General features: G+C 58.8%; 28 protein-coding genes. All 28 read left to right on the top strand.

The features are described 5' to 3' along the window. The first annotated feature begins 15 nt into the window (after positions 1 to 15). The 28 genes from rpsL to rpmJ all read left to right on the top strand — a co-directional run bounded on the left by rpsL (position 16) and on the right by rpmJ (position 16,052). Entirely contained in the window at positions 16 to 396 is a 381-nt protein-coding gene (rpsL, locus tag OKW27_RS27795) for a 30S ribosomal protein S12 (RefSeq protein ID WP_006053290.1), read from the top strand. Between the two features lie 181 nt (positions 397 to 577). Further along, the gene (rpsG, locus tag OKW27_RS27790; RefSeq protein ID WP_006053291.1) at positions 578 to 1,048 is read left to right on the top strand and encodes a 30S ribosomal protein S7; all 471 of its coding nucleotides are present in this window, start codon (positions 578 to 580) and stop codon (positions 1,046 to 1,048) included. 131 nt (positions 1,049 to 1,179) lie between these two features. Next, positions 1,180 to 3,282 carry an elongation factor G gene (gene fusA / locus OKW27_RS27785; RefSeq protein WP_090802169.1) on the top strand — a complete coding sequence of 701 codons (2,103 nt, stop codon included), beginning with the start codon at positions 1,180 to 1,182 and terminating at the stop codon, positions 3,280 to 3,282. Between the two features lie 48 nt (positions 3,283 to 3,330). Next, a complete protein-coding gene (tuf, locus tag OKW27_RS27780) occupies positions 3,331 to 4,521 on the top strand; it encodes an elongation factor Tu (RefSeq protein WP_090802167.1) in 1,191 nt (396 codons plus the stop codon). A gap of 127 nt (positions 4,522 to 4,648) precedes the next feature. Continuing rightward, positions 4,649 to 4,960 (top strand): 30S ribosomal protein S10, encoded by a 312-nt coding sequence (rpsJ, locus tag OKW27_RS27775; protein ID WP_006998489.1) that lies wholly within the window; start codon positions 4,649 to 4,651, stop codon positions 4,958 to 4,960. 201 nt (positions 4,961 to 5,161) lie between these two features. After that, positions 5,162 to 5,821: a 50S ribosomal protein L3 gene (rplC, locus tag OKW27_RS27770; protein WP_090805499.1), complete on the top strand. Its 660-nt coding sequence runs from the start codon at positions 5,162 to 5,164 to the stop codon at positions 5,819 to 5,821. Then, a complete protein-coding gene (gene rplD, locus OKW27_RS27765; protein ID WP_090802165.1) occupies positions 5,821 to 6,441 on the top strand; it encodes a 50S ribosomal protein L4 in 621 nt (206 codons plus the stop codon). The genes rplC and rplD overlap by 1 nt, the downstream gene beginning before the upstream one ends. After that, complete coding sequence (rplW, locus tag OKW27_RS27760; RefSeq protein WP_008923345.1) at positions 6,438 to 6,752, top strand: 50S ribosomal protein L23; 315 nt, start codon at positions 6,438 to 6,440, stop codon at positions 6,750 to 6,752. Before rplD ends, rplW begins: the two co-directional genes overlap by 4 nt. Positions 6,753 to 6,754: 2 nt before the next feature. Next, positions 6,755 to 7,582 (top strand): 50S ribosomal protein L2, encoded by an 828-nt coding sequence (rplB, locus tag OKW27_RS27755; RefSeq protein ID WP_018420149.1) that lies wholly within the window; start codon positions 6,755 to 6,757, stop codon positions 7,580 to 7,582. Between the two features lie 10 nt (positions 7,583 to 7,592). Next, the gene (rpsS, locus tag OKW27_RS27750; RefSeq protein ID WP_006998484.1) at positions 7,593 to 7,868 is read left to right on the top strand and encodes a 30S ribosomal protein S19; all 276 of its coding nucleotides are present in this window, start codon (positions 7,593 to 7,595) and stop codon (positions 7,866 to 7,868) included. 12 nt (positions 7,869 to 7,880) lie between these two features. After that, the gene (rplV, locus tag OKW27_RS27745) at positions 7,881 to 8,210 is read left to right on the top strand and encodes a 50S ribosomal protein L22 (RefSeq protein ID WP_004199272.1); all 330 of its coding nucleotides are present in this window, start codon (positions 7,881 to 7,883) and stop codon (positions 8,208 to 8,210) included. A gap of 11 nt (positions 8,211 to 8,221) precedes the next feature. Next, positions 8,222 to 9,028: a 30S ribosomal protein S3 gene (gene rpsC / locus OKW27_RS27740; protein WP_012434570.1), complete on the top strand. Its 807-nt coding sequence runs from the start codon at positions 8,222 to 8,224 to the stop codon at positions 9,026 to 9,028. A gap of 2 nt (positions 9,029 to 9,030) precedes the next feature. Then, on the top strand, positions 9,031 to 9,447 hold the full coding sequence (gene rplP, locus OKW27_RS27735) for a 50S ribosomal protein L16 (RefSeq protein ID WP_008923342.1): 417 nt from the start codon (positions 9,031 to 9,033) through the stop codon (positions 9,445 to 9,447). Positions 9,448 to 9,457: 10 nt separating this feature from the next. Next, on the top strand, positions 9,458 to 9,652 hold the full coding sequence (gene rpmC / locus OKW27_RS27730; protein WP_007180130.1) for a 50S ribosomal protein L29: 195 nt from the start codon (positions 9,458 to 9,460) through the stop codon (positions 9,650 to 9,652). After that, the gene (gene rpsQ / locus OKW27_RS27725) at positions 9,649 to 9,921 is read left to right on the top strand and encodes a 30S ribosomal protein S17 (protein ID WP_007180129.1); all 273 of its coding nucleotides are present in this window, start codon (positions 9,649 to 9,651) and stop codon (positions 9,919 to 9,921) included. Before rpmC ends, rpsQ begins: the two co-directional genes overlap by 4 nt. Positions 9,922 to 10,211: 290 nt before the next feature. Continuing rightward, positions 10,212 to 10,580, top strand: coding sequence for a 50S ribosomal protein L14 (gene rplN / locus OKW27_RS27720; RefSeq protein WP_006998478.1), 369 nt, complete (start codon positions 10,212 to 10,214; stop codon positions 10,578 to 10,580). 9 nt (positions 10,581 to 10,589) lie between these two features. Next, positions 10,590 to 10,898: a 50S ribosomal protein L24 gene (gene rplX, locus OKW27_RS27715; protein WP_008923340.1), complete on the top strand. Its 309-nt coding sequence runs from the start codon at positions 10,590 to 10,592 to the stop codon at positions 10,896 to 10,898. 16 nt (positions 10,899 to 10,914) lie between these two features. Next, on the top strand, positions 10,915 to 11,454 hold the full coding sequence (gene rplE / locus OKW27_RS27710; RefSeq protein ID WP_090802163.1) for a 50S ribosomal protein L5: 540 nt from the start codon (positions 10,915 to 10,917) through the stop codon (positions 11,452 to 11,454). A 7-nt stretch (positions 11,455 to 11,461) separates the two neighbouring features. Beyond that, complete coding sequence (rpsN, locus tag OKW27_RS27705) at positions 11,462 to 11,767, top strand: 30S ribosomal protein S14 (protein WP_090802162.1); 306 nt, start codon at positions 11,462 to 11,464, stop codon at positions 11,765 to 11,767. A gap of 14 nt (positions 11,768 to 11,781) precedes the next feature. Then, on the top strand, positions 11,782 to 12,177 hold the full coding sequence (rpsH, locus tag OKW27_RS27700) for a 30S ribosomal protein S8 (protein ID WP_006052216.1): 396 nt from the start codon (positions 11,782 to 11,784) through the stop codon (positions 12,175 to 12,177). Between the two features lie 18 nt (positions 12,178 to 12,195). Further along, the gene (rplF, locus tag OKW27_RS27695) at positions 12,196 to 12,726 is read left to right on the top strand and encodes a 50S ribosomal protein L6 (RefSeq protein WP_090802160.1); all 531 of its coding nucleotides are present in this window, start codon (positions 12,196 to 12,198) and stop codon (positions 12,724 to 12,726) included. Positions 12,727 to 12,738: 12 nt separating this feature from the next. Beyond that, on the top strand, positions 12,739 to 13,104 hold the full coding sequence (gene rplR, locus OKW27_RS27690; protein ID WP_134169729.1) for a 50S ribosomal protein L18: 366 nt from the start codon (positions 12,739 to 12,741) through the stop codon (positions 13,102 to 13,104). A gap of 14 nt (positions 13,105 to 13,118) precedes the next feature. Then, positions 13,119 to 13,637, top strand: coding sequence for a 30S ribosomal protein S5 (gene rpsE, locus OKW27_RS27685; RefSeq protein ID WP_075303262.1), 519 nt, complete (start codon positions 13,119 to 13,121; stop codon positions 13,635 to 13,637). 11 nt (positions 13,638 to 13,648) lie between these two features. Beyond that, positions 13,649 to 13,831, top strand: coding sequence for a 50S ribosomal protein L30 (rpmD, locus tag OKW27_RS27680; protein ID WP_008923335.1), 183 nt, complete (start codon positions 13,649 to 13,651; stop codon positions 13,829 to 13,831). A gap of 29 nt (positions 13,832 to 13,860) precedes the next feature. Continuing rightward, on the top strand, positions 13,861 to 14,295 hold the full coding sequence (rplO, locus tag OKW27_RS27675) for a 50S ribosomal protein L15 (RefSeq protein ID WP_018420156.1): 435 nt from the start codon (positions 13,861 to 13,863) through the stop codon (positions 14,293 to 14,295). 46 nt (positions 14,296 to 14,341) lie between these two features. Then, complete coding sequence (gene secY, locus OKW27_RS27670; protein WP_090802158.1) at positions 14,342 to 15,688, top strand: preprotein translocase subunit SecY; 1,347 nt, start codon at positions 14,342 to 14,344, stop codon at positions 15,686 to 15,688. 8 nt (positions 15,689 to 15,696) lie between these two features. Continuing rightward, the gene (infA, locus tag OKW27_RS27665; protein ID WP_004521905.1) at positions 15,697 to 15,915 is read left to right on the top strand and encodes a translation initiation factor IF-1; all 219 of its coding nucleotides are present in this window, start codon (positions 15,697 to 15,699) and stop codon (positions 15,913 to 15,915) included. 20 nt (positions 15,916 to 15,935) lie between these two features. Next, positions 15,936 to 16,052 (top strand): 50S ribosomal protein L36, encoded by a 117-nt coding sequence (rpmJ, locus tag OKW27_RS27660; protein WP_004199844.1) that lies wholly within the window; start codon positions 15,936 to 15,938, stop codon positions 16,050 to 16,052. Positions 16,053 to 16,062: the final 10 nt, after the last annotated feature.

The raw sequence follows: 16,062 nt of genomic DNA, 5'->3' as shown, positions 1-16,062 counted from the left end.
TTTCAGGAATAATCAATGCCAACCATCAATCAACTGGTTCGCAAAGGCCGCACGTCGGAAACGACGAAGAGCAAGAGCCCGGCTTTGCAGGACTGCCCCCAGCGTCGGGGCGTGTGCACCCGTGTGTACACCACGACGCCGAAGAAGCCGAACTCGGCACTCCGTAAGGTCGCCAAGGTTCGTCTGACGAACGGCTTCGAAGTCATTTCGTACATTGGTGGCGAAGGCCACAACCTGCAGGAACACTCGGTCGTGCTGATTCGCGGCGGCCGTGTAAAGGACTTGCCGGGTGTGCGTTACCACATGGTTCGCGGCTCGTTGGATACCCAGGGCGTCAAGGATCGTAAGCAGGCTCGCTCGAAGTACGGTGCGAAGCGTGCCAAGGCTGGCAAGTAATTTAGCCGGTCGATCGCAGTTTCAGGTCGCCTGCAAAGGCGGTAATAGCGATGGTGCCGGAATCGCCGGTGCTATCGAGTAAGTGGTCACCCGACCAGGCTGGTTAGTCTTACGGATGAATCGGGTTAGTTGGTGGCCGCGGGGCTGTAAACAGCTCCAACTGAAAAGTAAAGGAAGAAACATGCCGCGTCGTCGCGAAGTCCCCAAGCGGGAAGTGTTGCCGGATCCGAAGTTTGGCAACGTTGATGTAGCAAAATTCATGAACGTGCTGATGCTCTCCGGCAAGAAGTCGGTTGCCGAGCGTATCGTGTACGGCGCTTTCGAACAGATCCAGACCAAGGGTGGCAAGGACCCGCTGGAAGTGTTCACGGTGGCGCTCAACAACGTCAAGCCGGTGGTCGAAGTGAAGAGCCGCCGCGTTGGTGGTGCGAACTATCAGGTTCCGGTCGAAGTGCGCCCGTCGCGTCGTATGGCATTGGCGATGCGTTGGCTGCGTGAAGCCGCGAAGAAGCGCAGCGAGAAGTCGATGGCCCTGCGTCTGGCAGGTGAGCTCTCCGAAGCGGCCGAAGGCCGTGGCGGCGCGATGAAGAAGCGCGACGAAGTTCACCGGATGGCAGAAGCCAACAAGGCGTTCTCGCACTTCCGTTTCTAAGCTTCCCCACCCCGGGATTAGCTGAAAACGGAAAGAAATTCCGGGCGGGTGCGCTTCAAAGGCGCCTCGCCCGTTTGTGTTAGAGCGCGATGGGCATCTCTCGCATCGCGTCATCCCAATAGAGGATCAAAGTGGCTCGCAAGACTCCTATCGAGCGCTACCGTAACATCGGTATTAGCGCTCACATCGACGCCGGCAAAACGACGACGACCGAGCGCATTCTGTTCTACACGGGCGTGAACCACAAGATTGGTGAAGTTCACGACGGCGCTGCCACCATGGACTGGATGGAGCAGGAACAGGAGCGCGGCATCACGATTACTTCCGCTGCTACCACGGCATTCTGGAAGGGCATGGCGGGCGACCGCGCCGAACACCGCATCAACATCATCGACACCCCGGGTCACGTCGACTTCACGATTGAAGTCGAGCGCTCGATGCGCGTGCTCGACGGCGCGTGCATGGTGTACTGCGCTGTGGGCGGCGTGCAGCCCCAGTCGGAAACCGTGTGGCGTCAGGCTAACAAGTACAAGGTTCCCCGTCTCGCGTTCATCAACAAGATGGACCGTACCGGCGCGAACTTCTTCAAGGTCTACGACCAGCTCAAGCTGCGTCTGAAGGCGAACCCGGTTCCGGTCGTCGTGCCTATCGGCGCGGAAGAGAACTTCACGGGCGTCGTCGATCTGATGAAGATGAAGGCGATCATTTGGGACGACGCGTCCCAAGGCACCAAGTTCTCGTACGAAGACATCCCGGCAGAGCTCGTCGACACATGCAACGAATGGCGTGAAAAGATGGTCGAAGCCGCGGCGGAAGCGAACGAAGACATGATGAACAAGTACCTCGAGTCGGGTGAGCTGACCGAAGAGGAAATCATCAAGGGTCTGCGCGACCGTACGATCGCTTGCGAAATCCAGCCGATGCTGTGCGGCACCGCGTTCAAGAACAAGGGTGTGCAGCGCATGCTGGACGCCGTGCTTGACTTCCTGCCGTCGCCGATCGACATCCCGCCGGTTACCGGCGAGCTGGAAAACGGTGAAAAGGGTGAGCGCCGCGCTGCTGACGACGAAAAGTTCTCGGCACTGGCATTCAAGATCATGACCGACCCGTTCGTCGGCCAACTGATCTTCTTCCGTGTCTACTCTGGCGTTGTGAATTCGGGCGACACCCTGCTGAACGCGACCAAGGACAAGAAGGAACGTCTGGGCCGTATTCTGCAGATGCACGCGAACCAGCGTGAAGAAATCAAGGAAGTGCGCGCAGGCGACATCGCCGCTGCGGTCGGCCTGAAGGACGCGACCACGGGCGACACGCTGTGCGATCCGACGAGCCCGATCGTGCTCGAGCGCATGGTTTTCCCGGAACCCGTGATTTCGCAGGCTGTTGAGCCGAAGACGAAGCCGGACCAGGAAAAGATGGGTCTGGCCCTGAACCGTCTGGCGCAGGAAGATCCGTCGTTCCGCGTTCAAACGGACGAAGAATCGGGTCAAACCATTATTTCGGGCATGGGCGAGCTCCACTTGGAAATTCTGGTCGACCGGATGAAGCGTGAGTTCGGCGTCGAAGCAACGGTTGGCAAGCCGCAGGTGGCTTACCGCGAAACGATTCGCGGCAAGGCGGAAGACGTTGACGGCAAGTTCGTCAAGCAGTCGGGTGGTCGCGGCCAGTACGGCCACGCGGTCATCACGCTCGAGCCGAACGAGCAAGGTAAGGGCTACGAGTTCCTGGACGAGATCAAGGGCGGTGTGATTCCGCGTGAATACATCCCGGCAGTCGACAAGGGTATCCAGGAAACGCTGAAGGCCGGCGTGCTGGCGGGCTTCCCGGTCGTGGACGTGAAGGTTCACCTGACGTTCGGTTCCTACCACGATGTCGACTCGAACGAAAACGCGTTCCGCATGGCCGGTTCGATGGCGTTCAAGGAAGCGATGCGCAAGGCACAGCCGGTCATTCTCGAACCGATGATGGCTGTCGAAGTCGAAACGCCGGAAGACTACATGGGCAACGTGATGGGCGACCTCTCTGGCCGTCGCGGTATTGTTCAGGGCATGGATGACATGGTTGGCGGCGGCAAGATCGTTCGCGCCGAAGTGCCGCTGTCGGAAATGTTCGGCTACTCGACGTCTCTGCGTTCGCTGACGCAAGGCCGTGCAACGTACACGATGGAGTTCAAGCACTATGCTGAAGCTCCGCGTAACGTGTCGGAAGCGATCATCAACGCGAAGTCGAAGTAATCGCGCGGCAAAGTCATTCAACGATTAACTTTCTGAAAGAAGAGAAACATGGCTAAAGGTAAATTCGAGCGGACCAAGCCGCACGTGAACGTGGGCACGATCGGTCACGTTGACCACGGCAAGACCACGCTGACGGCAGCGATCACGACGGTCCTGACGCAGAAGTTTGGCGGCGAAGCGAAGGCGTACGACCAGATCGACGCGGCGCCGGAAGAAAAGGCGCGTGGCATTACCATCAACACCGCGCACGTCGAGTACGAAACGGCTAACCGCCACTACGCACACGTCGACTGCCCGGGCCACGCAGACTACGTGAAGAACATGATCACGGGCGCGGCGCAGATGGACGGCGCAATCCTGGTGTGCTCGGCTGCCGACGGCCCGATGCCGCAAACGCGTGAGCACATCCTGCTGGCGCGTCAGGTTGGCGTTCCGTACATCATTGTGTTCCTGAACAAGTGCGACATGGTGGACGACGCCGAGCTGCTGGAGCTCGTCGAGATGGAAGTTCGCGAACTTCTGTCGAAGTATGACTTCCCGGGCGACGAGACGCCGATCATCAAGGGTTCGGCCAAGCTGGCGCTGGAAGGCGACAAGGGCGAGCTGGGCGAGGTAGCGATCATGAACCTGGCCGATGCGCTGGACACGTACATCCCGACGCCGGAGCGCGCGGTTGACGGTGCGTTCCTGATGCCGGTGGAAGACGTGTTCTCGATCTCGGGTCGCGGCACGGTGGTGACGGGTCGCGTCGAGCGGGGCGTGATCAAGGTTGGCGAGGAAATCGAGATCGTCGGTATCCGCGCAACGGCCAAGACGACCTGCACGGGCGTGGAAATGTTCCGCAAGCTGCTCGACCAGGGTCAGGCAGGCGACAACGTTGGTATCCTGCTGCGCGGCACGAAGCGTGAAGACGTGGAGCGTGGTCAGGTTCTGGCCAAGCCGGGTTCGATCAACCCGCACACGCACTTCACGGCTGAAGTGTACGTGCTGAGCAAGGACGAAGGCGGCCGTCACACGCCGTTCTTCAACAACTACCGTCCGCAGTTCTACTTCCGTACGACGGACGTGACGGGCTCGATCGAGCTGCCGAAGGACAAGGAAATGGTGATGCCGGGCGACAACGTGTCGATCACGGTGAAACTGATCAACCCGATCGCGATGGAAGAAGGTCTGCGCTTCGCAATTCGCGAAGGTGGCCGTACGGTCGGCGCTGGTGTCGTCGCCAAGATCATCGAGTAAAATCGACGATTGCTGTAGCAGTTTGTAGCGCCCGGGCTCGGGCACTCGCTTTGCGCGAGCGTCCGAGCCTACGTTCTTTTTCTAATCGGCGGTGCAATATCGCCTCGCTCTTTTCAAGGAATTTGTCATGCAGAACCAGAAAATTCGCATTCGCCTGAAGGCTTTCGACTATCGCCTGATCGACCAATCGGCAGCTGAAATCGTCGATACGGCAAAGCGGACCGGCGCGATTGTTCGTGGTCCCGTACCCCTGCCGACCCGCATTCAACGCTTCGACATCCTGCGTTCGCCGCACGTCAACAAGACGTCGCGTGACCAGCTCGAAATCCGCACCCACCAGCGTCTGATGGACATCGTTGACCCGACGGACAAGACCGTCGACGCGCTCATGAAGCTGGATCTCCCGGCTGGCGTGGACGTTGAAATCAAGCTGCAGTAAGGCTTCCAGCCCTTGCCCGGCCACCCGGGCAACGCTAAGTCATTGATTGCTTGCGGAAAACGAAAAGGCTCGCTATACTATTGAGCTTTTCGCGCATTTGCGTAAAAAAGTCGGCGTCCTGCAGCATGGTTTCATGCCCGAAGCGGTGCCGGCATTTTGTAAATTAGCCCCGACCAATCGCAGTCGGGAATGGAGAAAACGATGAGCCTTGGACTCGTAGGTCGCAAGGTTGGCATGACCCGTATCTTCACGGCTGAAGGGGATTCAATTCCCGTCACCGTGCTGGACGTGTCCGACAACCGCGTGACGCAGATCAAGACTGTTGAAACCGACGGCTACACGGCCGTGCAGGTTGCCTTCGGTACGCGCCGTGCATCCCGCGTGACGAAGCCGTTGGCAGGTCATCTCGCCAAAGCCGGTGTTCAAGCCGGTGAAATCCTCAAAGAATTCCAGATCGATGCCGCTAAGGCTGCCGAACTGTCGAGCGGCGCCGTGGTTGGTCCCGAGCTGTTCGAAGTGGGCCAGAAGGTCGACGTGCAAGGCGTGTCGATCGGTAAAGGCTACGCCGGTACCATCAAGCGTTATAACTTCTCGTCTGGCCGTGCATCCCACGGTAACTCGCGCTCGCACAATGTGCCGGGCTCGATCGGTATGGCGCAGGATCCGGGTCGTGTTTTCCCGGGTAAGCGCATGACCGGTCACATGGGTGATGAGAAGGTAACGGTGCAAAACCTCGAAATCGCTCGTATCGATGCTGACCGCAAGCTGCTGCTGGTCAAGGGCGCCGTTCCGGGTGCGAAGGGTGGCAAGGTATTCGTTACGCCGGCCGTGAAGACGCGTGCCGTGAAAGGAGCGAAATAATGGAACTTAAGCTCCTGAATGCCAATGGTCAGGAAAGTGCAGGCGTTAGCGCGTCGGACGTCGTGTTCGGCCGCGACTACAACGAAGCCCTGATTCACCAGGTGGTGGTTGCGTACCAGGCGAATGCCCGTAGCGGCAACCGCGCGCAGAAGGATCGTGAGCAGGTCAAACACACGACCAAGAAGCCGTGGCGCCAGAAGGGTACGGGCCGCGCCCGTGCCGGTATGTCGTCGAGCCCGCTGTGGCGCGGCGGTGGCCGTATTTTCCCGAATTCGCCGGAAGAAAACTTTTCGCACAAGGTCAACAAGAAGATGCATCGTGCAGGTCTCTGCTCGATCTTCTCGCAGTTGGCCCGCGAAGGCCGCATCTCGGTGGTCGACGAGTTGACGCTCGAAGCGCCGAAGACGAAGCTGCTGGCCGAAAAATTCAAGGCGATGGGTCTCGATTCCGTGCTGGTGATTACCGACACGGTTGACGAAAACCTGTACCTCGCGTCGCGCAACCTCGCCCACGTGGCGGTTGTGGAGCCGCGTTACGCCGACCCGCTGTCGCTGATCTACTTCAAGAAGATCCTGATCACGAAGGCTGCGGTCGCCCAGATCGAGGAGTTGCTGTCATGAGCGAGATTCGCAAGAACGATCATCGTTTGATGCAGGTCCTGCTCGCGCCGGTGGTCTCCGAAAAGGCGACGCTGGTGGCCGACAAGAACGAACAGGTTGTGTTCGAAGTCGCGCCGGATGCCACGAAGCAGGAAGTGAAAGCTGCAGTCGAGCTGCTGTTCAAGGTGGAAGTCGATTCCGTCAACGTGCTGGTCGCGAAGGGCAAAGCCAAGCGCTTTGGTCGCTTCATGGGCAAGCGCAAGGACGTGAAGAAGGCGTACGTCTGCCTGAAGCCCGGCCAGGAAATCAACTTTGAAGCGGAGGCCAAGTAATCATGGCAATCGTGAAAGTTAAGCCGACTTCGCCGGGTCGCCGCGCGATGGTCAAGGTGGTCAACAAGGAACTGCACAAGGGCAAGCCGTTCGCAGCGCTGCTCGACACGCAGTCGTCGACCGCCGGCCGTAACAACAACGGTCACATCACCACGCGTCACAAGGGTGGTGGTCACAAGCATCACTATCGTGTCGTCGACTTCCGTCGCACGAAGGATGGTATTCCCGCAAAGGTCGAGCGTCTCGAGTACGACCCGAACCGTAGCGCGAACATCGCGCTGGTTCTGTACGCAGACGGCGAGCGCCGCTACATCATCGCTCCGAAGGGTATTACCGTCGGTCAACAGCTGATGTCGGGTTCGGAGGCGCCGATCCGCGCAGGTAACACGCTGCCGATCCGCAACATCCCGGTCGGTACGACGATTCACTGCATCGAAATGCTGCCGGGCAAGGGCGCGCAAATGGCGCGTTCGGCGGGTACGTCGGCGATGCTGCTGGCTCGCGAAGGCATCTACGCGCAGGTTCGTCTGCGTTCGGGCGAAATCCGCCGCGTTCACGTTGAATGCCGCGCAACGATCGGTGAAGTAGGCAACGAAGAGCATAGCCTCCGTCAAATCGGTAAGGCTGGTGCGAACCGCTGGCGCGGTATCCGCCCGACGGTGCGTGGCGTTGCAATGAACCCGGTCGACCACCCGCACGGTGGTGGCGAGGGCAAGACAGCGGCAGGCCGCGATCCGGTGAGCCCGTGGGGCACGCCGACGAAGGGCTATCGCACCCGCAGCAACAAGCGCACGACGAGCATGATCGTCCAGCGCCGTCACAAGCGTTAAGGAGTAGGCAATGGCACGTTCTATTAAGAAAGGTCCGTTCTGCGACGCCCATTTGCTGAAGAAGGTTGAGGCGGCTGCAGCATCGCGTGACAAGAAACCGATCAAGACCTGGTCGCGTCGCTCGACGATCCTGCCGGACTTCATCGGCCTGACGATCGCCGTTCACAACGGCCGTCAACACGTTCCGGTGTATGTCACGGAAAACATGGTCGGCCACAAGCTTGGCGAGTTCGCACTGACCCGTACGTTCAAGGGACACGCGGCCGACAAGAAGGCCAAGAAATAAGGGGCAGTCAAGATGGAAGTGAAAGCAATTCATCGCGGTGCCCGCATCTCGGCGCAGAAAACGCGCCTTGTGGCTGACCAGATCCGCGGTTTGCCGGTCGACAAGGCGCTGAACGTTCTGACGTTCTCGCCGAAGAAGGCTGCGGGGATCGTGAAAAAGGTCGTGCTGTCGGCGATCGCGAATGCGGAGCACAATGAAGGCGCCGATATCGACGAGCTCAAGATCAAGAGCATCTATGTCGACAAGGCAGCATCGCTGAAGCGTTTCACCGCGCGCGCTAAAGGCCGCGGTAACCGCATCGAGAAGCAATCCTGTCACATCACTGTGACGGTCGGGAATTAAGGGGTCATACGATGGGACAGAAAATTCATCCGACTGGCTTCCGTTTGGCCGTCAGCCGCAATTGGGCTTCGCGTTGGTACGCGAACAACAACAATTTCGCGGCGATGTTGCAGGAAGACATCGGTGTTCGTGAATACCTGAAGAAGAAGCTGAAGAACGCGTCCGTCGGCCGCGTTGTGATCGAGCGTCCTGCAAAGAACGCGCGTATCACGATTTTCAGCTCGCGTCCGGGTGTCGTGATCGGCAAGAAGGGTGAAGACATCGAACTGCTGAAGTCCGAGCTGCAAAAGCGCATGGGCGTTCCGGTTCACGTCAACATCGAAGAAATCCGCAAGCCGGAAACGGACGCGCAACTGATCGCTGATTCGATCACGCAACAGCTCGAGCGCCGGATCATGTTCCGCCGCGCGATGAAGCGTGCGATGCAGAACGCGATGCGTCTGGGTGCTCAAGGCATCAAGATCATGAGCGCTGGCCGTCTGAACGGTATCGAAATCGCGCGTACGGAATGGTATCGCGAAGGTCGCGTGCCGCTTCATACGCTGCGTGCGGATATCGACTATGCAACGTCGGAAGCAAAGACGACGTACGGCATCATCGGCGTGAAGGTGTGGGTCTACAAGGGCGACACGCTCGGCCGCAACGACGCACCGGTGGTCGAAGAAGTCGCCGAAGAAAAGCGTCCGCGCCGCAACGCACGTCCGGGTGGCGATCGCCGTCCGCGTCGTGATGGTGAAGGTGGTGGCCCGGCAGGTGCACGCCGTGGCGCTCCCCGACGTGCTGGCGGTGCCGGCGGCGACGGGAAGACTGGAGAATAACGATGCTGCAACCGAAACGCAGAAAGTATCGCAAAGAGCAGAAAGGTCGTAACACCGGCGTTGCTACCCGCGGCAACGCGGTGTCGTTCGGTGAGTTCGGCCTGAAGGCTGTCGGTCGTGGCCGTCTGACCGCGCGCCAGATTGAAGCGGCGCGTCGTGCGATGACGCGTCACATCAAGCGCGGTGGCCGCATCTGGATCCGGATCTTCCCGGACAAGCCGATCTCGACCAAGCCGGCGGAAGTGCGTATGGGTAACGGTAAGGGTAACCCGGAGTACTACGTCGCTGAGATTCAACCGGGCAAGATGCTGTACGAAATGGACGGCGTAACCGAAGAACTGGCGCGCGAAGCGTTCCGTCTGGCTGCAGCGAAGCTGCCGCTGAAGACGACGTTTATCGTGCGTCAGCTCGGCGCCTAAGGAGCAAATGATGAAGGCTTCCGAACTTCACCAGAAAGATCAGGCCGCGCTCAACAAGGAGCTGTCGGACCTGTTGAAGGCGCAATTCGGCCTGCGCATGCAACTCGCGACCCAGCAGCTCACGAACACGAGCCAGCTGAAGAAGGTCCGTCGCGACATCGCGCGTGTGCGGACCGTCCTGACTGAGAAGGCGAACCAGAAATGAACGATAGCGTAAAAACCTCGCTCAAGCGGACGCTGGTCGGCAAGGTCGTCAGCAACAAGATGGACAAGACGGTTACCGTGCTGGTCGAGCACCGCGTGAAGCACCCGATCTACGGCAAGTACGTCGTGCGGTCGAAGAAGTACCACGCGCATGACGACGCGAACACGTACAACGAGGGCGACCTCGTTGAAATCCAGGAAACTCGTCCGATTTCGAAGACGAAGGCTTGGGTTGTGGCTCGCCTGGTCGAGGCTGCTCGCGTCATCTAATGTCGCAAAGCTGTAGAAGTAGTTGAAATCGCAGTAAGTTTCGCTTGCAAGACCGAGATTATTTGATATAATCTCGGTCTTCCCTCTTTATGGGAGCCCCGTCGCGGGCGAAGTTGGTGGGGGAAGCGGTTCGGGCGCCAGCCTAGACCGAAGGATTCACCGGATTGCGATGGCGGGTTTCGTTTGCCGTCGCTGCTGTTCTAACCCAAGCAGCCGATCGGCTGACGGGACCAAGACTGACCGGGAAGCGCCATGGTGGTGTGACCGGATTAAGTTGGGAAAGATAAACCATGATCCAGACCGAAACTCGGCTTGAAGTGGCCGACAACACGGGTGCACGTGAAGTCATGTGCATCAAGGTGCTCGGCGGCTCGAAGCGTCGTTATGCCAGCATTGGCGACATCATCAAGGTGACTGTCAAAGAGGCAACGCCGCGCGGGCGCGTGAAGAAAGGCGAAATCTACAACGCCGTGGTGGTTCGCACCGCCAAGGGCGTGCGTCGTCAGGACGGCTCGCTGATCAAGTTCGACGGCAACGCGGCTGTGTTGCTCAACACCAAGCTCGAACCGATCGGTACCCGTATTTTTGGGCCTGTCACGCGCGAGTTGCGTAGCGAACGATTCATGAAGATCGTTTCGCTGGCGCCTGAAGTGCTGTAAGGAGTCGCGATGAACAAGATTCGCAAGGGTGACGAAGTTATCGTCATCACCGGCAAAGATAAGGGCAAGCGTGGCGTGGTGCTGGCCGTTCACGGCGAGACCGTGACTGTCGAGGGCATCAACCTCGTCAAGAAGCACGTCAAGCCGAACCCGATGAAGGGTACGACGGGCGGCGTGGAAGCCAAGACGATGCCGCTGCAAATTTCGAACGTCGCATTGGTGGACGCGAATGGCAAGCCATCGCGTGTAGGCATCAAGGTCGAAGGGGACAAGAAGGTCCGTTTCCTGAAGACGACCGGTGCCGTACTGAGCGCCTGACGCTGCGGAGTAAAAAATGGCTCGTTTGCAAGAGTTTTACAAAGAGAAGGTTGTACCCGGCCTCATCGAGAAGTTCGGTTACAAGTCCGTGATGGAAGTGCCGCGCATCACCAAGATCACCCTGAACATGGGCCTTGGCGAAGCCGTCGCTGACAAGAAGATCATCGAAAACGCCGTTGGCGATCTGACGAAGATCGCGGGCCAGAAGCCGGTGATCACGAAGGCACGCAAGGCAATCGCTGGCTTCAAGATCCGTCAGGGCTATCCGATCGGTGCAATGGTCACGCTGCGTGGCCAGGCAATGTACGAATTCCTGGACCGTTTCGTGACGGTTGCGCTCCCCCGTGTGCGCGACTTCCGTGGCGTGTCGGGCAAGGCGTTCGATGGTCGCGGCAACTACAACGTCGGTGTGAAAGAGCAGATCATTTTCCCCGAAATCGACTACGACAAGATCGACGCACTGCGTGGGCTGAACATCAGCATCACGACGACTGCGAAGACTGACGACGAAGCAAAGGCTCTGCTCGCCAGCTTCAAGTTCCCGTTCAGAAACTGAGGTTACCGTGGCTAAACTGGCACTGATCGAACGTGAAAAGAAGCGTGCTCGCCTCGCCGCCAAGTACGCTCCCAAGCGTGCAGCATTGAAGGCAATCATTGGCGATACGAGCAAGTCGGAAGAAGAGCATTACGCAGCACGCCTGGAACTGCAGCAACTGCCGCGAAACTCTAACCCGACCCGTAAGCGCAACCGTTGCGCAATTACCGGTCGTCCGCGCGGCACGTTCCGTAAATTCGGGCTGGCGCGTAACAAGATTCGCGAAATCGCGTTCCGCGGCGAGATCCCTGGCCTGACCAAGGCGAGCTGGTAATAGGAGAAACATAAATGAGCATGAGTGATCCTATCGCCGATATGCTGACTCGCATCCGCAATGCGCAGATGGTCGAGAAGGTTTCGGTGACTATGCCCTCGTCGAAAGTCAAGGTTGCGATTGCGCAGGTCCTGAAGGACGAAGGTTATATCGACGATTTCGCAGTGAAGTCCGAAGGTGCGAAGTCGGAATTGAACATCGTGTTGAAGTATTACGCTGGCCGTCCGGTCATCGAGCGCATTGAACGCGTCTCGAAGCCTGGTCTGCGTGTGTACCGCGGCCGTAACGACATCCCCGTGGTCATGAATGGCCTGGGCGTGGCAATCGTGTCGACGCCGAAGGGCGTGATGACGGACCGCAAGGCACGTGCAACGGGCGTTGGCGGCGAAGTCATCTGCTATGTCGCTTAAGGCCGAAAGGAGAGAAACATGTCTCGAGTAGGTAAGAGCCCAATCGCGCTGCAAGGCGCGGAAGTGGCCCTGAGCGCCGACAGCATTACTGTCAAGGGTCCGCTGGGTACAATTTCGCAGGCTGCCAACAGCCTCGTGAAGGTAGTGAACGACAGCGGCACGCTGAAGTTCGAACCGGTCGATGAAAGCCGCGAGGCGAATGCGATGTCGGGCACGATGCGCGCGCTGGTTGCGAACATGGTGCACGGCGTGACGAAGGGTTTCGAGCGCAAGCTGACGCTGGTTGGCGTCGGTTATCGCGCACAAGCGCAAGGCGACAAGCTGAACCTGTCGCTGGGTTTCTCGCACCCGGTGGTGCACCAGATGCCGGTTGGCGTCAAGGCAGAAACCCCGTCGCAAACCGAAATCGTGATCAAGGGGATCAACAAGCAACAAGTCGGTCAAGTCGCTGCAGAAGTGCGCGGCTACCGTCCGCCGGAGCCCTACAAGGGCAAGGGCGTGCGTTACGCCGATGAGGTTGTGATCCTCAAAGAAACGAAGAAGAAGTAAGGGTGCGCAATCATGGATAAGACTCAATCTCGCCTGCGCCGCGCTCGTCAGACGCGTATCAAGATCGCTGAGCTGCAGGTCGCGCGTCTCGCCGTGCATCGCACGAACACGCACATCTATGCGCAAGTGTTCTCGCCGTGCGGCACCAAGGTGCTCGCTAGCGCGTCGACGCTCGAAGCCGAAGTGCGTGCGCAACTGGCCGATCAATCGGGAAAGGGCGGCAACGTTGCTGCTGCCACCCTGATCGGCAAGCGCATTGCAGAAAAGGCTAAGGCTGTCGGCATCGAATCCGTCGCCTTCGACCGTTCGGGTTTCCGTTACCACGGCCGCGTGAAAGCGCTGGCTGACGCGGCGCGCGAAGCCGGACTCAAGTTCTAAGGGAAGAATTCGTCATGGCAAAGATGCAAGCTAAAGTTCAGGCTGACGAACGCGACGACGGCCTTCGTGAAAAAATGATCGCGGTTAACCGCGTGACCAAGGTCGTGAAGGGTGGCCGTATTCTCGGCTTCGCTGCACTGACCGTGGTTGGCGACGGTGATGGCCGCGTCGGTATGGGCAAGGGCAAGGCGAAGGAAGTCCCGGTCGCTGTCCAGAAGGCGATGGAACAGGCTCGCCGCAACATGTTCAAGGTGCCGTTGAAGAACGGTACCTTGCAACACGAAGTGCACGGTAAGCACGGCGCATCGACGGTCCTCCTCGCTCCGGCGAAAGACGGTACCGGCGTGATCGCGGGCGGCCCGATGCGCGCCGTGTTCGACGTGATGGGCGTGCAGAACGTTGTGGCCAAGAGCCACGGCTCGACGAACCCGTACAACCTCGTTCGTGCGACGCTCGATGGCCTGCGCAAGCAGTCCACGCCGGCCGACATCGCTGCGAAGCGTGGCAAGTCCGTCGAAGAAATTCTGGGCTAAAGGTGGACACCATGTCTGATAAAACTGTCAAGGTCCAGCTCGTCAAGAGCCTGATCGGCACCCGTGAATCGCACCGTGCAACGGTGCGTGGCTTGGGCCTGCGCCGACTCAACTCGGTTAGCGAGTTGCAGGATACGCCGGCTGTGCGCGGCATGATCAACAAGGTTTCGTACCTCGTTAAGGTCATCAGCTAAGCGGCTGACCAGGACTCAAGGAGTTGATAATGGAATTGAATAACCTGAAGCCGGCCGAAGGCGCGAAGCACGCAAAGCGCCGCGTTGGTCGCGGCATCGGCTCCGGCCTCGGCAAGACCGCTGGCCGTGGTCACAAGGGTCAGAAGTCGCGTTCGGGCGGCTTTCACAAGGTCGGCTTTGAAGGCGGTCAAATGCCGCTGCAACGTCGCCTGCCGAAGCGTGGCTTCACCTCGCTGACGAAGGAATTCGTCGGTGAGGTACGTCTCTCGGATCTGGAGAAGCTGCCGGTCGACGAAATCGATCTGCTGGCTCTCAAGCAAGCCGGCCTCGTCGGCGAGCTGATCCGTAGCGCCAAGATCATTGCAACGGGCGAGCTCAAGCGCAAGGTCGTTGTGAAGGGTCTGGGTGCGACGAAGAGCGCACGTGCTGCTATCGAGGCAGCCGGTGGCTCTTTTGCCGAGTAACGCGCAAGTTAATTGCCGTCACTAGCACTTGCATCGGAGAAGGTACTTGGCTAACAGCCCGAGTCTCGCAAAACCCGGTCGCAGCGCGGCGAAGTTTGGCGATCTGCGCCGGCGAGCAGTGTTCCTGCTGCTGGCGCTAGTCGTCTACCGTATCGGCGCGCATATTCCGGTGCCGGGTATCGACCCGGACCAACTGGCGAAACTGTTCCAAAGCCAGTCGGGCGGCATCCTTGGCATGTTTAACATGTTCTCGGGTGGCGCACTTTCGCGGTTCACGATTTTCGCGCTGGGGATCATGCCGTACATTTCGGCGTCGATCATCATGCAGTTGCTGGCGATTGTTTCGCCGCAGCTCGAAGCGCTGAAAAAGGAAGGGCAGGCAGGTCAGCGAAAGATTACGCAGTACACGCGGATCTTCACGGTTGTGCTGGCGACGTTCCAGGCGTTCGGTATTGCCGTCGCTCTGGAAAATCAGCCGGGCCTCGTGATCGATCCGGGGATGGTTTTCCGCTTGACGACGGTCGTGACGCTGGTGACCGGCACGATGTTCCTGATGTGGCTGGGTGAGCAGATCACGGAGCGCGGGCTTGGCAACGGTATTTCGATCATCATATTCGGCGGTATTGCGGCGGGTTTCCCGAACGCAATCGGTGGTCTCTTTGAACTGGTGCGAACCGGCTCGATGAGCATCATCTCGGCGATTATCGTCGTCGCGCTGATTGCTGCTGTGACCTATGTGGTGGTGTTCATCGAACGCGGCCAGCGCAAGATACTTGTGAATTATGCGAAGCGGCAGGTGGGCAACAAGATTTACGGCGGCCAGTCTTCGCATTTGCCGCTGAAGCTGAATATGTCGGGGGTGATTCCGCCGATCTTCGCATCGTCGATCATTCTCTTCCCGGCAACTATCCTGAACTGGTTCAGTTCGGGTTCGCGTACCAGCTGGTTCGCAGACACGTTGCACAACGTTGCCGAAGCCCTGAAGCCCGGTCAACCGGTGTATGTGTTGCTGTACGCGTTGGCGATCGTCTTCTTCTGCTTCTTTTACACTGCACTGGTGTTTAACAGCAGGGAAACGGCCGACAACCTGAAAAAGAGCGGCGCTTTCGTCCCAGGTATCCGCCCGGGCGATCAGACGGCGCGATATATCGACCGCATCCTCACGCGTTTGACGCTTGCCGGTGCGATCTACATCGTGTTCGTTTGCCTGCTGCCTGAATTTCTGGTGCTACGCTGGAACGTGCCGTTTTATTTTGGTGGAACGTCGCTGCTGATCATTGTCGTCGTCACAATGGATTTCATGGCGCAGGTGCAGTCGTACGTTATGTCGCAACAGTATGAATCGCTGCTGAAGAAAGCTAATTTCAAAGGCGGCGGCGTCCCGATGCGTTGAAAGGACTTATGGCCAAAGACGATGTTATCCAGATGCAGGGCGAAGTAATCGAGAACCTGCCTAATGCTACCTTCAGGGTGAAGCTGGAAAACGGCCATGTCGTGTTGGGACACATATCCGGCAAAATGCGGATGCACTACATCCGGATCTTGCCGGGCGACAAGGTGACGGTTGAATTGACGCCTTACGATCTGTCGCGTGCGCGGATCGTGTTCCGGGCGAAGTGATTTGAAAAAAGGGTAATATCATGAAAGTGATGGCATCGGTTAAGCGCATTTGCCGCAATTGCAAGATCATCAAGCGCAAAGGCGTTGTGCGCGTGATTTGCAGTTCTGATCCGCGCCACAAACAGCGTCAAGGCTGAACGCCGCGCT

This window comes from Paraburkholderia sp. 35.1 (assembly GCF_050436525.1).
Taxonomy (GTDB): Bacteria; Pseudomonadota; Gammaproteobacteria; order Burkholderiales; family Burkholderiaceae; genus Paraburkholderia; species Paraburkholderia tuberum.
Note: the sequence above shows the minus strand (reverse complement) of the source record. Positions and strands in the feature narration are given on the sequence as shown.